The sequence below is a fragment of the Vibrio antiquarius genome (assembly GCF_000024825.1).
Lineage (GTDB): Bacteria > Pseudomonadota > Gammaproteobacteria > Enterobacterales > Vibrionaceae > Vibrio > Vibrio diabolicus.
Genome location: NC_013457.1, coordinates 708,416 through 726,466, shown reverse-complemented (window position 1 = coordinate 726,466; position 18,051 = coordinate 708,416). Strand labels below are relative to the sequence as shown.

The 18,051-nt window shown below is 45.7% G+C and carries 14 protein-coding genes; 7 read left to right on the top strand and 7 right to left on the bottom strand.

Features of this window, described 5'->3' with window-relative positions; translation table 11 throughout:
* Positions 1-77: 77 nt before the first annotated feature.
* Together VEA_RS18105 and grxB are read right to left on the bottom strand one after the other, a co-directional pair.
* Entirely contained in the window at positions 78-1,202 is a 1,125-nt protein-coding gene (locus tag VEA_RS18105) for an alkene reductase (protein ID WP_006741402.1), read from the bottom strand.
* A gap of 10 nt (positions 1,203-1,212) precedes the next feature.
* Entirely contained in the window at positions 1,213-1,842 is a 630-nt protein-coding gene (grxB, locus tag VEA_RS18100; protein ID WP_006741403.1) for a glutaredoxin 2, read from the bottom strand.
* Between the two features lie 199 nt (positions 1,843-2,041).
* Here grxB and VEA_RS18095 point away from each other — a divergent pair, with 199 nt between their 5' ends.
* Positions 2,042-2,977, top strand: coding sequence for a LysR family transcriptional regulator (locus VEA_RS18095; RefSeq protein ID WP_006741404.1), 936 nt, complete (start codon positions 2,042-2,044; stop codon positions 2,975-2,977).
* Here the strand turns inward: VEA_RS18095 and VEA_RS18090 are convergent.
* Positions 2,930-3,841: a LysR family transcriptional regulator gene (locus VEA_RS18090; protein ID WP_006741405.1), complete on the bottom strand. Its 912-nt coding sequence runs from the start codon at positions 3,839-3,841 to the stop codon at positions 2,930-2,932. The two genes, VEA_RS18095 and VEA_RS18090, sit on opposite strands and share 48 nt — an antisense overlap.
* Before the next feature lie 220 nt (positions 3,842-4,061).
* Between VEA_RS18090 and VEA_RS18085 the strand changes: the two genes are divergently transcribed.
* Positions 4,062-6,941 (top strand): MGH1-like glycoside hydrolase domain-containing protein, encoded by a 2,880-nt coding sequence (locus VEA_RS18085; RefSeq protein WP_006741406.1) that lies wholly within the window; start codon positions 4,062-4,064, stop codon positions 6,939-6,941.
* 105 nt (positions 6,942-7,046) lie between these two features.
* On the opposite strand, the gene VEA_RS18080 is transcribed toward VEA_RS18085, so the two are convergent.
* Complete coding sequence (locus tag VEA_RS18080) at positions 7,047-8,615, bottom strand: DEAD/DEAH box helicase (protein WP_006741407.1); 1,569 nt, start codon at positions 8,613-8,615, stop codon at positions 7,047-7,049.
* Positions 8,616-9,333: 718 nt separating this feature from the next.
* Between VEA_RS18080 and VEA_RS18075 the strand changes: the two genes are divergently transcribed.
* From VEA_RS18075 to VEA_RS18065, 3 genes are read left to right on the top strand one after another with little or no spacing between them, the layout of a single operon-like run.
* The gene (locus VEA_RS18075) at positions 9,334-10,689 is read left to right on the top strand and encodes a TackOD1 domain-containing metal-binding protein (RefSeq protein WP_006741408.1); all 1,356 of its coding nucleotides are present in this window, start codon (positions 9,334-9,336) and stop codon (positions 10,687-10,689) included.
* On the top strand, positions 10,676-11,992 hold the full coding sequence (locus tag VEA_RS18070) for a glycosyltransferase family 2 protein (protein WP_041853091.1): 1,317 nt from the start codon (positions 10,676-10,678) through the stop codon (positions 11,990-11,992). Before VEA_RS18075 ends, VEA_RS18070 begins: the two co-directional genes overlap by 14 nt.
* A 1-nt stretch (position 11,993) precedes the next feature.
* Complete coding sequence (locus tag VEA_RS18065; RefSeq protein WP_006741410.1) at positions 11,994-13,031, top strand: HlyD family secretion protein; 1,038 nt, start codon at positions 11,994-11,996, stop codon at positions 13,029-13,031.
* A gap of 63 nt (positions 13,032-13,094) precedes the next feature.
* On the opposite strand, the gene VEA_RS18060 is transcribed toward VEA_RS18065, so the two are convergent.
* The gene (locus VEA_RS18060) at positions 13,095-13,805 is read right to left on the bottom strand and encodes a lipoate--protein ligase family protein (RefSeq protein WP_006741411.1); all 711 of its coding nucleotides are present in this window, start codon (positions 13,803-13,805) and stop codon (positions 13,095-13,097) included.
* Positions 13,806-14,000: 195 nt separating this feature from the next.
* On the opposite strand from VEA_RS18060, the gene VEA_RS18055 reads away from it, so the two are divergent.
* Entirely contained in the window at positions 14,001-14,330 is a 330-nt protein-coding gene (locus VEA_RS18055) for a DUF4156 domain-containing protein (protein ID WP_006741412.1), read from the top strand.
* Between the two features lie 103 nt (positions 14,331-14,433).
* On the opposite strand, the gene VEA_RS18050 is transcribed toward VEA_RS18055, so the two are convergent.
* Positions 14,434-15,462 carry a hypothetical protein gene (locus VEA_RS18050; RefSeq protein WP_006741413.1) on the bottom strand — a complete coding sequence of 343 codons (1,029 nt, stop codon included), beginning with the start codon at positions 15,460-15,462 and terminating at the stop codon, positions 14,434-14,436.
* Positions 15,463-15,874: 412 nt separating this feature from the next.
* The gene (locus VEA_RS18045) at positions 15,875-17,023 is read right to left on the bottom strand and encodes an aminotransferase-like domain-containing protein (protein WP_006741414.1); all 1,149 of its coding nucleotides are present in this window, start codon (positions 17,021-17,023) and stop codon (positions 15,875-15,877) included.
* A 124-nt stretch (positions 17,024-17,147) separates the two neighbouring features.
* Between VEA_RS18045 and VEA_RS18040 the strand changes: the two genes are divergently transcribed.
* The gene (locus VEA_RS18040; RefSeq protein WP_006741415.1) at positions 17,148-18,017 is read left to right on the top strand and encodes an AraC family transcriptional regulator; all 870 of its coding nucleotides are present in this window, start codon (positions 17,148-17,150) and stop codon (positions 18,015-18,017) included.
* The last annotated feature ends 34 nt before the right edge of the window (positions 18,018-18,051 follow it).

Genomic DNA, 18,051 nt, shown 5'->3' with positions numbered 1-18,051 from the left:
GCCAGCTTAAGCCAGCCAAAAAACATTTTAGTTTGGTGACAGCCCCAACCGTAGCAGCTAGGTTGGGGCTTTTTTTGTTAGGCCTGTTCTGCGCATTTCTGTTGCAGAGCAGGGTAATCGGTGTAGCCTCGTTCGTTTCCGCCAAACAACGTTGAGCCATCGAGTTCTGCCAACGGATGGTGATGTTGCAAGCGAGAGACTAAGTCTGGGTTTGCTACGAATGGCCGTCCGAATGCGACAAGATCCGCGTAGCCTTTCTCTAATACTTCGTTTGCTCGTTGAGGATCGTAGCGACCTGCAACAATAATAGCGTTGCGAAAGCGCTTTCTAAGTTCGACTCGAAACGCCTCAGGAATCGTTGGAGCATCGGCCCAATCGGCCTCGGACAAGTGTAAGTAGGCAATGTCGCGCTCCTGTAGTTGCTTTGATGCTTCTAAGATCGTTGGCACGATATCTGGGCAGTCCATATCTTTAAACGTAATGAATGGTGCCAATCTCACTCCAACTCGATGCGCACCAACAGCGGCGATAACTGCATCCACTACTTCGATAAGAAAACGGATACGATTTTCTCGTGGACCGCCGTAGTTGTCTGTTCGATGGTTCGAGTTGGTTCTTAAGAACTGATCGATCAGATACCCATTCCCGCCGTGGATTTCTACACCATCAAAACCCGATTCAATGGCGCGTTTGGCTGCGTTCGCGAAATCACCGACAACTCGGTTGATATCCGCTTGTGTCATGGCGCGTGGCTCAACACAGTCGACCATATTGCCGTTGCCTTGTTCATCCGCAATCCAAACTTGCGTCTCTACCGGAGCGAGCGCAGATGGCGCGATAGGCTGTTCACCATTTTGGAATGTTGGGTGAGACACTCTGCCCACATGCCATAGCTGACAAAACATCGCTGCGCCTTGTGATTTGACCGCTTGGGTCACACCCTGCCAGCCCGCCACTTGCGCATCGGTGTAAACGCCAGGGGTGAACGAGTAGCCTTGAGAATCGTCCGAAATTTGTGTGGCTTCGGAAATGATCAGTCCGGCAGAAGCGCGCTGTTGATAATACGTTGCCATCATCTCATTCGGGATGTTGCCCGGCTGAGTGGTGCGTGCGCGAGTCATTGGTGCCATGACAATACGGTTTTGTAGTGACAACGCTTTCAGTTGAGCTGGTTCAAACAGCTTATTTGGTCTTTGTTTCATGTTGCGCTCCTCAGATAAGTACTGGCACGTTGGTCGCTTTACGAGCGGTTGCCATCCAGTGAAGTACGGCTGGATCCCATTGCACTTCGGACGCACTGAAAAAGCCGCGTAGAATGGAAAACATAATGGCTTGATCAACCAGTGACGTTTGCTTTTCTGAACTTAGGTTGAGCAAAGGTTTGGTTTGTTCTATCAAAGCGGCGACTTCTTTCGCAATCGCAGGTGTATCGTTAATCAAAGCTTCAAAATTTAACGCTTCGGTTTCCTTTTTTGCACGCCATGCTTGTTTAGCGGTTTCTGTTGCAAATTCCGGTAACGTCATGTTTGACCAACGCGGATACCCGACTTTTTGTAGCGGTAAAAACGCTTGTTTTTGCCAGTCTAAAACCGGTGTTGAGGGTTGGCTGCTTTCGTTGGAAGATGCCAATTCAAGGAAGTAGTTGATGATGTCTAAGCTTTCCGCCATGGCTTCACCATCGTCTTTGATCAAAAGAGGAACTTGTTTTGCGCCGATGATGTTTGCGGTGGTGATCTCGTCGTCATAAGCAATGTTGATGACGTCGAGCTGAATATTCAGCATGCCTGCAACAAAACGGACGCGGGCGCTGAAGGGGCAATGTTCATAAATGTACAGTTTCATTTTTTGTTTCCTATCTCTTGGCTGGGCAGGGCGTGTTGTTGTGCGTTGAACAGCGTTACGGCGTTTAACTTTTCCCTGTCACATAACGTTCTGGGTCTAAACAATGTCGATAGGGTCAGTATATGGATTCGACTTAATTTGATAATTGGGTAATATCTGAATTGATTATTCAGTTTTTCCAAATAATAAGGGTGCGAAGATGGATAAGTTTTCGGATATGACGTTGTTTGTCAGCATCGTTAAACATCAAGGTCTGGCGGCGGCGGGAAGGGAGTTAGGTTTATCTCCGGCGACGGTAACGGCAAGGTTGCAAGCGATAGAAGAACGCTATGGCGTAAAGCTGCTCAACCGAAGCACACGCCATGTATCACTCACGGACGCAGGGGCAATGTACCATCAAGCTTGTCTGAACATCATTGATAGCGTGAAAGAGACGGAAAACTTACTTCAAACGGGTATTTCGGAAGTGCGCGGAACGTTGAAAATTTCAGCTCCACGAGATATTGGCAAACAAATTATTTCGCCGATGGTGTCGGCTTTTTCTGAGCAATATCCGGATGTGACGCCTTATCTTTATCTTAATGACAATTTGTCGAACTTGGCTGAATCGGGGCTCGATTTAGTGATTCGTTACGGCGAGTTAGCGGACAGCAATCTCATTTCGCGCAAGCTGGCGTCGAGTCAACGCGTGCTGTGCGCGTCACCTGATTACTTGGCGAAGCAAGGTGTCCCAAACTGTCCTCAAGATCTCGTGGACCATCGCAGCTTAGCCATGGTGCGCAGCAATGAAGAATTAAAAACGTGGCACTTTAAAGATGAAGAGTCTCACCAAACGATCACGGTCACGCCAAAGCGCTTTTCTGATGATGGTGAAGTGATTCGACAATGGGCGTTGGACGGTGCGGGGATTGCGTTGAAATCGATTTTAGATATTCAGCAAGACCTCAAACAACAACGTTTAGTAACGGTTTTGGATGGGTATATGAAAAACTTCAGCGCCTTTTCGCAAGGCGCTGAAGCAGATCTGCATGTCATTTATCAAAGCCGCCAATATCAACCGAAAAGAGTTCGCCTGTTTTTGGACTTTCTAGTTGAGCAATTTAGCGCGCTGAGTGATACCAGCAACCAGATCTAGATGCGATTCCGAGGTTTCTCGGCGGTGGCGATAAATCCCTACGGTGCCAGGGTTTGGTTCGTTTTCCATGGTTAAGCATCGTAAGCCAAAGGATTCCAAATACGGTTTCAGGTGGCCGGTATAAGACATCACCGCGACGCTTTCTTTCAGTACATCAATACTGGCGAGCAGAGAATCCACTTCGTAAGTCGGTCTGTCATCCAGTTGCTGCCTTTCGCGTTCATTTTGTTTCGGGATTGGGTTATCGATGACGTGAGCGAATTTCTTAGCGTCATAAGTGACTGAAAGAGCGGGGTATTCGTGCAGCATCTCTTCGGTGACGGTTTTCCCTAGCAGTGGATGGCTTGGGGAAACAAAATAGGCATCAACCGTTTGAAATAAAGGAATAAACGTAACATCGCATTTAGACGACAAGCCGACAATCTCGTGGCCGATGAAGAATTCAATCTGTTCGTTGATTAATGAATCCATCAAGCCTAAGTGGTTGCCAAATTCGACGTGCGTAGATGCCGATGGCTGCTTGGTCAGATGGTCATTGAGTGCTTGTTTGACGAACAGCGGCCACCACGCATCGCCAGTACCCATTTTAATTTTTCCGACTTGGTACTGTTTCCGTTCATCAATGCTTTGCATCATTTGGTTGTATTCATGCTGCATCGCGTTGCTATGGCGATAGAGGATGCGTCCGTATTCGGTCAACACCATGCCATTAGGATGACGTTCAAACAGCGTCACGCCGAGATTCTCTTCCAGCTTCTTTAAATTGCTTGTTACCGTTGGCTGGCTTAACCCTGCCATTCTTGCCGCAGCGCTGATGCTTTGGCAGCGTGCAACCAGTAAAAATTGCTGCAGAGATTTGTCCATTTTCTTTCCCCTCTAAGAATGAGGGGTATTTTGCACAATTTCATTTATAAATCACAAATCTGTAATCTCATTTGATTGAAATTATGCGCATTTCATAGATCTACATCACTGTTGGGGTTTGACGTATAGATGTTATCTATAGCTCGCTCCTGACTTCCTATTTTCCCCTCAAAAGGGTGTTCTTTAGACTGTCGCCAAAACAACAATCTAAGGGATGAACATGAAACCGAGTTTTATTGCGCTTGCTGTCGCGTCTTGTATTGGTCTTGCTGGATGTGGATCAGATTCTTCTGATGCGCCTGTGCCGGTCGACAAACCAATTATTTCAGCCGACTTATATTTACGTGGTTTAAATGGGGATTGGGGCACGGCAGAGCATGCCAAGCTAAACTATTTGGGTAATAACGAGTACGAAACCGTACTGCGCGTCGCTCGAGGTAGCAATCAGTTCAAGATTGCTGATCCGGGTTGGCAGATCCAATACACCTATTTTGAGGAGCCCGCGGCGTTCGATAAAGCTCAGGAGTACCTGCCAAAACCAGACACGAATGAAGCGTGTATGAACGATGATTGTAACTCTGAGATCACGTTTGAAGACAAAGGGTATTACAAGTTTTCTGTGAGCTTTGCCGATGAAAGTCGCGCGACAATGACTGTGACAAAAGCAACGCAAGAAGAAGCGGAAAAATACTACTCTGATGCGATTCTCGACCCTGCAATGGTGCATGAAGGGCATCAGAGTAAAGAAGTGAAACTGTTCGCCAATTACGATGACTCGAGTGATACCGTGATTTTCTCGGTGAAAGACCCAAAAGCCAAGCAGCGTGAATTTGGTATTTCAACGACGACAGAATTGCGTGATGCGCTCGACCAAGGCTTAGTGATTAATGAACAAACAGGGCCGCGAGTGGTGTCGGGTGATGTCGCGTTTGACGCGTTGTTTGCGTTGACGATGAAAGAGCTAGACCAGCTTGCTGTTTCTGAAATCAAAGACGGCAATTACAACTACAACAACCCAATCAAAGCGGAAGTTTTTGAGACGGGCGCGAAGTGGCATTACGTGTGGACGCGTGATTTGGCGTACGCAGCAGACCTTTCGCTTGCATTGATGAATCCAACTCGCGTGCAAAATGGTTTGAATTTCAAATTGTCCGCTTTCCGCGACACGACCGATCAGAAATACGATGGCGAGCAGATTGTGCAAGACACGGGCACTGGCGGCAGCTGGCCAATCAGTACCGACCGCACGACTTGGGCGCTTGGTGCAGAACGCTTACTTTCGGCATTGGATGGAGAAGAGTACAACCAGTTTGCTGAGCGCGCATATAACGCTATCAGCAATACACTTGAAGCCGATCGCCTGGCGGCTTTTGATGCGAAATCTGGTTTATACACTGGTGAGCAGTCATTCCTTGATTGGCGTGAGCAAACGTATTCAATGTGGACGCCAAACGATGTCAATGCGATTGGTAGCAGCAAAGCGTTATCGACAAACGTGGTTCACTACCGTGCAATTCAGCTCGCGGCTAAGTTGGCAGAGAAGTACGATTCAACTAACGCGGTCAAATACACTGAATGGGCTGAGCAGTTAAAAACCGCTATCAACGAGCAGTTTTGGAATGCCGAACGCGGTATGTACGTAAGTTATTTGTTTGATAATGGCAAAGATATCGCGGTCGACAAATACGACATGCTGGGTGAAGCGTTGGCGATCATCAGTGGCGTGGCAAGTGATGCGCAGGCGAAACAAATCATGGCCAATTACCCACACAGTGAGTTTGGCGTGCCGGTTTATTTCCCTCAACAACCAGACGTGCCTGTGTACCATAACCGCGCAATTTGGCCATTTGTTACCGCGTACAGCTTGCGCGCCGCGCATCAAACACAAAACGTGGCTGCGGCGAACAATGCCATTCAATCGTTGGTTCGTGGTACAGCGACTAATTTATCCAACATGGAAAACTTAGAGTGGCTTTCTGGTAAGTCATTCATCATCCATAGTGATCATGGCGAAGATCCGAGCTTGGATGGCCCAGTGATTAACTCTCAGCGTCAGCTTTGGTCTGTGGGTGGCTACTTGAACATGGTGGTAGAGACCCTATTTGGCATCCATACCGAAACAGGTAAGTTGGAAGTGAAGCCATTTATCACAAGTTGGGTGCGCAATAACTTGTTGGCTCAGTCTGAACAAATCACGTTGGAAAACTTTGCCTTCAAAGGAAAAAACTACTCGGTAACGATTGACTTGCCTGAAGTAAGCAAAGATGAAACAGGCTACTACCCAGTTGAAAATGTCACGATGGACGAAGAGGGGCATTTCCACGTGACAATGGGCGCGCTTGTGAATGTAGATAGCAGCATTACTTTAGTTTCTGGTGTGAAACCGTATGTGAGTGAAGACAGCCGCGTTTATTCTCCGCAAGAGCCAACATTGGTGGTAACAAGCGTTGATAATTCGGTTTCGATTGACGTGACGAGCAAGTACAACGTGAACTTGTATCGCAATGGCGAGCTGATTCAAAAGAACGTGATTGCTCAATCTTATTCCGATACGCCAACAGGTTTTGCTTGTTATTTGGCTGAAAGCATTAACGATAAAGGCTTCCGTTCTAACCCAAGCCAACCGGCTTGTGTCGGTGAAGAGATCCGCATCAAACTTGATGGCGAATATCAGCCACTCAAAGACAATGTCTCAGTGGTTACGGTGAGCAAAGACAGTGGCATCGTAAAGGGTGCAGAGTCGTTTACAGCTCCTGTAACGGGCACTTACCAGTTCGATGCTTGGTACAACAATAACCTAGGACAACTTAATACCGGCATTACGAACACCGTGAAATTGTTAGAGGTATTGGATGATGCAGGTAAAGTGGTTGGTCAAGGTTACTTGCAGATGGGCCATATTGGTGAAAACCAAGGTATGCGTTACTCAACGCCAATTGAAGTGGCGTTGGAGCAGGGGAAAACCTATCAGATCGCGCTGAAGGACCACTTCAATATGAGTTACCTCACATCGAATGAAACCTACATCTACGCTGGTGGTATTGAGGGTGAAAAGAACGAAGCGCAAATCGCAGATATTCGAATCACACCTTTAATGTAGGCTGTTTTAACAAAGCTGCGTTCTAAAAACTGTGTTCTAAGAAAAACAAAGCCGCTGAGATTATCAGCGGCTTTGTTGTATTTGCTATCGGAGGCCGTTTACAGGTTAGTTTGCAGTTTGCGGACGAGGCTTACGGCGCTGACCTGACGGTTTGTTTCCTGCAGGCTTAGCATTGTTTGGCTTGCGGTTACCTGACGGTTTACCAGCGTTGCCACTCTTACTACCGTTTGGTTTATTTCCATTCGGTTTATTGCCATTTGGCTTGTTGCCGTTAGGTTTACGGTCATCTGGTTTACTGTTTGTACGACCTTGGCCTTCACTGTTGCTTTTAGGCTTGCCCGCACCACCTTGATTGGTGCTGTTTTTGTTGCCGTTGTTACCACCGTTGAAGCGACGTTTAGGTTTGTTTGCACCATTGCCTGCTTTCTTTTCGGTTGCTGGAGCGTTTTCACCCGCAGCATTTGGCGCTTTTGGTTTTTTCGGCTTCTTAGGTTTTTTTGGTTTGATTGGTCGAGTATCCAGTTTAGATTCTGGCACTACATTGGTTGGCGCAAAACCTTCCAACTCTTTACGTGGTAGCACTTCTTGAATCAAACGTTCAATCGCAAACAACTCAGATGCTTCTAGCGCACACACGAGTGAAATCGCTTTACCTACTTCGCCCGCGCGGCCAGTACGACCAATACGGTGAACGTAGTCTTCTGCCACTTTAGGTAGCTCAAAGTTCACCACTTGTGGTAATTGAGGAATATCGATACCGCGCGCAGCAATGTCCGTCGCGACCAACACACGAATTTCACCCGATTTAAAATCCGCCAGTGCTTTAGTACGCGCGCCTTGGCTCTTGTTGCCGTGGATGGCAGCAGCCGGTAGGTTTTGTTCGATCAGGAACTTCGCCAGACGGTTTGCGCCGTGTTTCGTTTTCGTAAACACCAGCACTTGCTTCCAATCGCCGTCTTTGATCAATTTAACCAACATCGGTGCTTTCTTCTTCACGTCTGCTGGGTAGATGCTTTGCTCAACCGTTCTCGCCGTCGAGTTTGCCGGGTTAACGGAAATCTCAACCGGGTTGTTCACCAAACCTTTCGCAAGGTCGCGGATTTCATCCGAGAAAGTCGCCGAGAAAAGTAGGTTCTGACGTTGTTTTGGTAGCAGGGCTAGGATTTTGCGAATATCGCGGATAAAGCCCATATCCAGCATGCGGTCTGCTTCGTCCAGTACTAGCACTTCCAGTTGGTCGAACTTCACTGCATTTTGGTTGTACAAATCCATCAGGCGGCCTGGTGTTGCTACCAGCACATCCGCACCTTTGCGAAGACGCTGCATTTGCGGGTTGATCTTCACACCACCAAAAACAACTGCACTGCTTAGTGGAAGGTGACGGCCGTACATAAACACGTTTTCTTGCACCTGAGCTGCAAGTTCACGCGTTGGCGTCAGGATAAGTGCTCGAACTTGGTTAGCACGAACGCGAGAGCCGTTCGATAAACGCTCAAGAATCGGTAGCGTAAAGCCTGCAGTTTTACCTGTACCAGTCTGCGCTGCTGCCATTACGTCTTTCCCTTCCAAAATAGCAGGAATTGCTTTTGCCTGAATTGGCGAAGGGGTGTCGTAGCCTTTTTCTTGAATAGCTTTAAGGATTGGAGCAGATAGACCTAAAGAGGTAAAACCCATATGTATGATTCTCAATTGTAGAGTTAGATAACAACGCGCCGAAAACAAATCGGTACGAAAAGTGCGACATTCTGAGGCTTTTACGCGCTGGCTTCAACTAATTCTGTTATGGATAAATATTTGAACTGGATCTCATTTCTTTTTTGAACAAAAAAGAGCATAGAAAAGTGACGTAGATTCATTCTGTAGTTTGAATGTGTTACGTGTTCTTTCGGAAAAAACAGCGAGACAAATGGTGATTATTAATCACTCAAACGGCTTAAAAATACTTGTTTGATAAATGATCAGAATGATTGAATGTTATTCAGTGTTTTGCCACTCAATTTTAATGGAAATTAGTTAGTAAAGTATTACCAAGTCTCAGATTTGATACATGTCGGTATGGTTAAATGCTGAGCAGAAAGGAATCGACTGATATAAAACAATGAGCTTGATGTGAATGCAAGGATCTCATTCTGCATCAAATCGCACTATTATCCCAGCTTGCTAACAAAAGGTTGTACTATGCGTTTTGCTATCCGATTTCTCTACTCACGGCCTCCTTCACACTTTATTCAGAGATCTTTCTGCTTTTACTGCCTGAGTTAAAGCTCTCTAAATATTTGTTCTATTGTTGTATTTAACGGTGGCAAGGCTTGTCTACCTAGAGTGCTTTGTTACTGCAAGTTCTATATTTCTGATGTTATGAATTAATTTTGTGGTTGTGAGAACTAATAAAATGTCGTCAATAAATAACAATTTTTACTGGGTTGGTGAACAGCCTGTTAGTGAGTTAGCTGAAGATATGGTTTTGGTTAATCATATTGATGAGGTGGCAACGGGACTCGGTGGCATGGTGTGTATTGCTTATCAAGATCCACACCAAATAGATACCGCGCTGAAAGCGTTTTATCAGGAGAAAGGGCGTTGGTCTTGGGCGGTTTATGTCACTGTGGAAACCCCTTATTCTCGATGCGTTACCGACGGTGTCTTTGAAGCTAGAGAATCAATAAAAATTTGGCGATCTATTCAAAATAAGCTCGATGCCATTGATGAACCGGAAGTGTTAGACCCTTTGATTGGTTGGCTTGGGGTCAATCGTCAGCGAAGAGTGACTGCTTTAAAAAGTTTAGAGTCTATGTCGGTTTATTCGTACCCAATCATCGATATGTTGTTTCCTGATATTTATTCGACTTATCGATACGTGCTCTCAGAGCAAGGTCGCGGAGTATTAGAAGCGGAAGTACTGATCGATAGAATTCGTGTTTGTTCTCATTGCAACAGCGGACACTTGAATTATGTAGAGGTGTGCCCGGATTGCAGCAGCATCGATATCGATTCTCAAAGCTCTTTGCACTGTTTCACTTGTGGCCATGTTGGTGAACAACACAGCTTTCAGCGCCGTGGAAAGCTTGAGTGCCCTAAATGTTTGACCCAGCTGCGCCATATCGGCGTTGATTATGATCGCCCGCTTGAAAACCACGTTTGTAATAGTTGCTCCAGTTTATTTGTTGAAGCGGCGACGATCAGTCAATGTTTAAGTTGTGACTCAAAGATCAAAGTCGAAGAGCTTGTTGTCCGGAAAATTTATCAATATCGACTTGGTGAAGTGGGTGAATACATTTTCCAACACGGCAAGTCCATTCAAGCTCCTGAGTTATCGATTAAAGGCAAAGTGGAAGTCAGCTTTTTCCAAAATTTGCTTGCATGGTTAAATAAAGTCGCGCTGAGACACAAAGATCAGCACCTTCTACTTGGACTGCATTTACCGACGATCGATGAATACGGTAAGCAATATGGCGATGCAAAATTGTTCTCATTGATGGATCAACTGACGCGTCGTCTTAGCGGCTTGTTTAGAGATACCGATATCTGTTGTCAGTACAAACAGGATGTGTTGCTTGTCCTAATGCCAAATACGACCAACGCGAGCCTGTCCATTTTACAGCAAAAATTATCGGATCTGGGTGAGCTTGTTGAAGACGAAGAGTTTGAGTTGGATGTCTTTGCTTGGGACCTGCCCGATCCGATCATTGAAGACGGTGTTTCTGTTTGGATGGAATCGCTGATGGGTGAGATTTATGCTGCAAGATAGTCTCGTTCTGCTCGACTATCTTCGAGGCATGCTACTTCACAATGAAGAGTTATGGCTATTGCTGTTTCCCGTCATGATCATTATCGAGCTACCTCTATATTTGCTGGTGCTAACAGGGATATTTCGTTGGTCATATGCGCAAGAAGACCCAGAATTAAAGCGGTTTCCTTCAGTGAGTTTCGTTATTACTTGTTATGGTGAAGGCGATGCGATTGGGATCACTATCGATACGTTAGTTGAGCAAGTTTACCCAGGTCATATTGAAGTACTTGCTGTGGTTGATGGGGCGGTACAAAACCAAGATACTTATCAAGCCGCGTTAAATGGTGAGAAAAGGCATGCAGGCGTTCGTAATCGTAAAGTGCGCGTGTTGCCAAAATGGCAACGAGGAGGTCGGGTTTCAACACTGAATGCCGGCTTATCAATGGCTAGTGGTGAAATCGTCATTAACGTGGATGGAGATACGTCATTCGATAACGACATGGTCTTCACCATGATGAAACAGTTTGCGGATAAAAATGTGATTGCGAGCGGTGGTGCGTTAAGAGTTCGCAACCATAACGCCAACTTGTTGACCAAAATGCAATCCTTGGAGTACATGCTGTCGATGCAAGCTGGTAAAACGGGGATGGCGACATGGGGTGTTCTCAATAACATTTCTGGCGCATTCGGAGCGTTTCGGAAGAACCTGCTTAAGCAAGTGGGGGGCTGGGATACGCATACTGCAGAAGATCTCGACTTAACCATGCGCTTGAAGCAATACAAACGTCGTTACCCTGATAATAAATTGGCCTTTTCGACGCACTCCATCGGCCATACTGATGTGCCAGATACGTTGAAAGGTTTGGTATTGCAGCGGCTGCGTTGGGATGGCGATTTATTGTTTTTGTTTTTGCGTAAACACAATGAAGGGTTGTCTCCACGGTTACTTGGTTGGGGAAACTTCTTATTCACTTTGGCTTATGGCGTGATTCAAAACGTTTTATTGCCGCTGCTTGTGGTGATATTTAGCGTGTACATGGTGATTGTCTATCCAATTAAATTTGTATTGGCGTTGATGCTAATGCTCTATTTTGTCTACCTCTTCTTATCTGCTCTGATTTTTGTTGTCTACATTGGGCTTGTATCAGAGAGAAAAACAGAGGATTTGAAGTCAGCGAAATGGTTATTTCTTTACCCTGTCTACCAGTTTTTCATGCGTCTGATTACCGCTTTCTCAATGGTTAATGAAGTTGTGAGGAGAAGTCATGAAGAATCGAGTATGGCACCTTGGTGGGTATTGAAGCGAGGTAAAAAGTTTTAGTATGAAAGTTAACTTTCACTTAGATAAGAAAAACAAGCCGCAGTCTGAGAACGGGATGAAAGTCGTCTACGGACAGGCAAAGCGTGGCGGTTATCGTCTCCGTTGGTACTTGATTTTAGCGATTGTAATCAGTCCGCTTTTGTTTATGGCTTATTATTTGTTTAGAACGCAAGTGTTAGTGACGGCGCCTGCCATAATCACGTCACATCCACTTACGGTGACGGCAACTCGCTCTGCCATTGTTGGGCCAGTGCCTGTGAATGTCGGTACGGAAGTGACTCAGGATCAAGCGCTGCTGTTGTTAAAAGATAACGCGTTGAATAAAGAGATTGATTTCATTAAAGATGAGCTGGTGAAACTGTCTAAAAATCAGGTGCAAAGTACTGATGAGCTATACAAAAGTGCTATTGAAAGCTCAGCCGAAGGCTTGAAGAAGGTCCGTGATATTCAGAAAAAATACGACCTTTACAGAAAGAAAGGGCAAGTGTCTGAGGTGGATTACGCCGCTATTGTGAGTGTGAATAACTCACTGAGTAATCAGTTAAGCAGTCAGAAAATTGCTTATGTGGATGCGATGCGTAACTTGGAAGAGTTAGAGTTGGCTGGTCCAGTGACACAAGAGTATCGTTCTTTAATGCGTGAGCTGGTAGTAAAGCGTGCTCAACAAGAAGATCTCACCTTCCGTTCTCCTATGGACGGTCGTGTACTCGATATTCATGTGCATGAGGGGCAAAATGTATCGGAAAATACGCCATTGCTCACGATTGCTCGCAACGTGACACCTGAAATTACGGCTTTTCTAAATCCTAAATACCTCGAATACAGTAATATGGAAACCAAAGCAAAAGTCGTATTTCCTGATGGTCGAAAGTTTAGAGCGACGGTATCGAAGCCAGTTGAGGTTGTGAACAAATTGCCTTCAGAACTTCAAAGCCCATTTGAAGGTCAGCCAGCCTATTTAAAAGTCACACTGAGCTTTGATGAGCCGTTGGAAAAAAGTCGATGGATTGAAGGGGTCGAAGTGGAAGTTCGCTTTTAACGTTGGTTGATTGAGTAGGAAAGGAGCGAAAGCTCCTTTTCTTTTTTGGTTGTTAACGCGCCTTTAGTCGCCTTTAGCATGCATTAAAAACGCGCTAGTCAGTCGCTGAAAGAGTGAATCTACTGACGGACGGTCGGATATATGATGGAAGAGCGGTGTGTGGACATCACCACGAATATCATCGTTGTGACCGCAAAGTTGATTACACAATTTTACCGGTGCGACAATCTTTTCAACGTCGGCATCAATCAGAATGCATGCTTGTGATAACACCACTTGCCCACCGCCTTTTTTCAGTAAAACACGCTGCGCGGTTCCCACGACTTTTTGCCCGCCAATGTTGAGGTTGTACTCGCCATCGCAGTAGGAATAAGGCGTAGCATGGACATCTATTTTCACGCCCAGTTGCTCAAAGAAAACTGTCAAAATCGCACACAAATCGAGATACGCTTTCTTGATGTCGTAAGGCTCACCGTCTGGCCAGTGATAGATGTGGGATAGATTAATAATACCCGGTACTTGAGGGACGGGGGCACCACCAGTTTTACGGGAAAAGAGTTTCCAGCCAGACGCATTTAACGCATGTTCTAACTCGTTAGAAATAGGCCACTTTTTACCTGCGGGAAGCACGAGCGTCGGGCTTTTTACTTGCCAAAGTAATAGCACTTGCGAGAGTTGGTTGGACTGAACTTGTTTAATGAGCTCATCTTCTTTTTCAAATGCATCAGCGACTTCCGTAGCCGTATAGCGAATTAGCTTATTTTTAGAAACCAAACTCTATCCCTCATCCGTATATTATCGCTACTGTTTTATCTTAGATACCATGTAATTACTAGCGGTATACGCTGCCTTTAGAGTTTTCTGCGCTTCCATTATTTCTATTTAAAGGGGCGATAGAAATATTTTGTTGGTCATCACATAAGCAATTCATAAAATCCGCCATCTAAATAATTTTTAGGCGATATGACTATGAAAAAGCGAGTGATGTGTCTTGCGTTAGCGGCATCATTGACGGGATGTGTGACGTTCCCGACCCAAGAATCTGAGCAAGTCCAAGTGCTTTGGGACAACGTGAATGCGATTGAAAACTGCGAGTTAATGGGAATGGTAATTGGCTCGGAAGGGCACTTTTATGATTATTGGCTGCACGCAGATAAAGACATGGTTTGGGGTACGTTAAATCAAATGCGCATCAAAGCGGCAGATTTAGGCGCAGATACATTGTATTTATATGAGCCGTTGGACTTCTCCACATCGGTTACCATGTTTGCTAATGCTTATAAGTGCAAACAGCCATAATTTTACTTTTCCGAAAGAAAAGACAGGCGAAATGTGCCTGTCTTTGAGCTTGTTGCCAAACAACAAGTTTACGTCTGTGCGCGTTGTGATGAGCGCTTTTCAGTTAATTTACGTTCGCTGTAGCCACTGCCGTCGTGTCAGAAAACGACAGCGTGAAGTCCTGTTCGGTATTTAATACTTTGGCCGGGAACTCCAAGCTTAACTGTGTGTGTGGTGCGACTTCTGAAGCGATACTGGTGACGAATTTTCGGGTTTCACCCGGAGAGATTGACAAGTTGTTTCCCCCTCGTGATGAGAGCTCTGCGATCCCCATGGTTTCAAACGTGTTACCCGCAGTATCTGCTAAGTTCAACAAAGACTCCGATTTATACACTAGCTCTCCGCTTTCGGTGCGATAGGCATTAAACGTGTTGAAGTTTGGCTGTAATGAACCTTGTGAACCGACGTTAGTGACGGAAAACGTCACATTAGAGCCATCAAAATTCTCGACTTTCACCAACACGTTACCGTCTTGGTAACGAGCTGCTGCGGCAGCACTGGCTTGCTGTTTCTGTCTCTGTTGTTCTTTCTCGATGTTGCTTAACTGTTCCTGCTCGCTAGCAATTCTATTTTCTGCCATGGCGTAAGATTGATCTACCATTGCTAACAAAGCGGGGATTGAATACAACGTGAGACCTTCCAAATGGTCAAAGTCGATTTTGGCATGCTGAGTAAGTTCGTGGTTCGAGAACTGGCAGTAACCATCAATCAAGCTAACAAATGCGACTTCAAAAGTACCTTGTAATCGACTCACTTCCTGTGCGGCTTTTTCTAAATCTGAGCGTACTTTTCGGATCTCTTCCAATGTCTTTTGTGGCAAACGTCCATTGGGCGATACGTCATTGGAAACCGAGACCAATTCTTCGGTTACAAATGGATTGTTTTCGGCCGGAATCACCGTGGTGATGCGGTTGGATTTAGTGATGTCTTCGCCCAGTAAAACCATCATTTTTTGCGATACGGCAGTTGTGTTGCCCGCTAAAACATCACTACAGTTTGGAGACGTATTCGCATACGCGGCGAATGCGGTAAAAAGTGAAAAGATAACGGACCAGCCAGTGGCGACGAGTCCTGTCGTGGTTCGAGTGTTCATCCTGATAACCCCTCTGTCATTTGGTGCGATTCACTGACGTAATTGCCAATCAAAAGACTGGCTCGCGACATTCAGAATGGTTCTGGTCAATCCTTCGTAGTGGGTATGCCCGCAGATGCTTTCTAGTCGTTTACTCAATCGCTAAGCCACGACTGAGTAAAGTGTCTGAAATTGAGAACATTAATGCTGCGAAGTTGATGTCTTTTGTTTGAAAGATAGACGTAACTTTTCTAACCATCAAATACGTGATTAGGTTCTCATTTTTATATGAGTGAGAGGATCAAGAGAAAACAGGCACTTACTGTAGAGAGTTGATTTGAGAGAAAAATATAAAATTTTTTGGGGAACTTTTTTGATGCTGCCTTTGAGACTTTTTCGAATCTCAAAGGCAAATTCTAACGCATGCGCTTAATTACAAAGCGTTGAGTACATCCGCAAGTCGAGTGACAGCAGTCGTCAGTTCTTCTGGTGTGGCATTGGTAAAGTTAAGACGCAGAGCGGCTTTTACCTTTGAACCTTCCGGATAAAATACCGGGCTAGGCACCACAGCAACCCAGTTTGCGAGAAGAGTCTTCGCAAGTTCGAAGGTGTCGCATTCTGGAATTTCGACCCATACAAACATGCCACCATCGACAGGTTTGAGTACGCAACTTTCTGGCAGCTGTTTTTGCAGCTCAGCAAACATGACATCGTAACGCGATTTGTAAAGCGCACAGATGGTTGAAATGTGCGTTTCGAAGTTGTCATGTTGCAGTAGACCATGCAGCAAAGCTTGCATAGGAATACTAGAGTGCAGATCGGCACCTTGTTTGATTTTGATGAGTGGCTCAAGGTAACTGCGTTTGCCCGTTACCACACCAATACGCAAGCCTGGAGAGGCGATTTTGGAGAATGAACGCAACACGATGGAGTGCTGCGGGCAGAAATCCGAAACCAGCGGTAGTGCTTCACCAGAAAAACGCAGCTCGCGGTATGGTGCGTCTTCAATGAATGCAACGTCGTATTGGATACAAAGCTCGGCAACTTTTTGGCGAGTCTCTAGCGCCCAGCATACGCCCGTTGGGTTGTGAAAATCGGGCACGGCGTAGAACATTTTTGGTTGCTGCGTGGCAAAGCATTGCTCGAGTTCTTCAAGGTTTGGGCCGCACTCGGTTTGCGAAACGGTCACGATATTGGCTTGCACTAAACCAAATACCTGCATGGCTCCAAGGTAGCTTGGCGCTTCCATCACCACTTTATCGCCCGGATTCACGTACGCACGCGCAATCAAATCTAGCCCTTGCTGAGAACCCGTTGTGATCATCGCCAAATGAGATTCTGGCAGCTGGTAATAATCGGTCAAAAAGTTAAGTAGCGGTGCGTAGCCTGCTGTTGCGCCATATTGAAACACCTCTGGCATGTTCGCGAGGTTTTCGAGCGTCGGTTTCATTAAGTCGATCGGGAAGGTTTTTTCGTCCGGTAAGCCACCCGCAAGAGAAATGACGTTCTTATCGCTCGCTGCTGCGAGGATCTCTCGAATGTAGGATGACTTAGTTTGTTGTAATGACTGTGCTATTTCCATGTGCTGTGCTTCTCGTAATTGTCTTTTTTATGTCAGAAATAGTATAGGTAAATTGCCAAGCTTGGTGTGTCCATTTATGCTGTTAAATATGTCCATTTATGCTATTTGAGCGAAAGTTTACTCCGTGAGCCATCAACAAGTTTCCAGAATCAATGACGTGCTGTTTTACATTCATCAGGATATTAGCAGAGAGTTATCGGCTAAAGAGCTAGCAGATGTAGCAGCCTATTCTGAACAACACTTCCATCGTATTTTTAAAGACGTGGTAGGGGAGTCTATCCATCAATATATCCGCCGTACAAGAATGGAATACGCCGCCAATCAACTGATGTTTGATACCAGCTCATCGGTGTTAGACATTGCTAACAAGTGCGGCTTTAGCTCGGTATCTTCTTTTAGCCGAGCGTTTAAAGCAACGTTCGCTATGTCACCTGGTGCGTGGAGAAAGCATGATTTACAAGTCGCAGAAAAACCGTATTTGAAGGATCCGGAAGTGGCTGCAGGTTATCATCGGGTTGCGAAACGCGAGTTGCCAGAACCTAAAATTATGGAGGTCCCACAACGCTTTGCGGCGTATGTGCGACATGAGGGTTATAGCCGTTCCATTCGCAATGCGTGGCTGATTTTGAAGGCGTGGGCAAGTTCTGAGAATCGGGACTTTTCGGTTCAATATGGTTTGCATCACTCCAACCCTGCTTGGGTCGAACTCGACAAGTGTCGTTATGTGGCTTGTATGGCAATTGATACGCCGCTCAAAGTGCGCGGCGTCGTGAATCAAATGACGATTCCGGGTGGTTTGCATGCCGTCTTTCGCTTAACGGGCGTATATGGTGAGCTTCTTCCTCAACTCAGTATGGTACTAGAGAAGTGGTTGCCTAACTCTGGCTTTAAACAGCGTTCTACACCCGCTTATGTCCATTATCATAAAAATCACTTTCTCAGCCATGATGAGGCGTTTGAGCTGGATTTCTATCTACCCATTAGCTTCTTCTAAGGATGAAAACGAACGTATTATCTTGTGAGTCGAT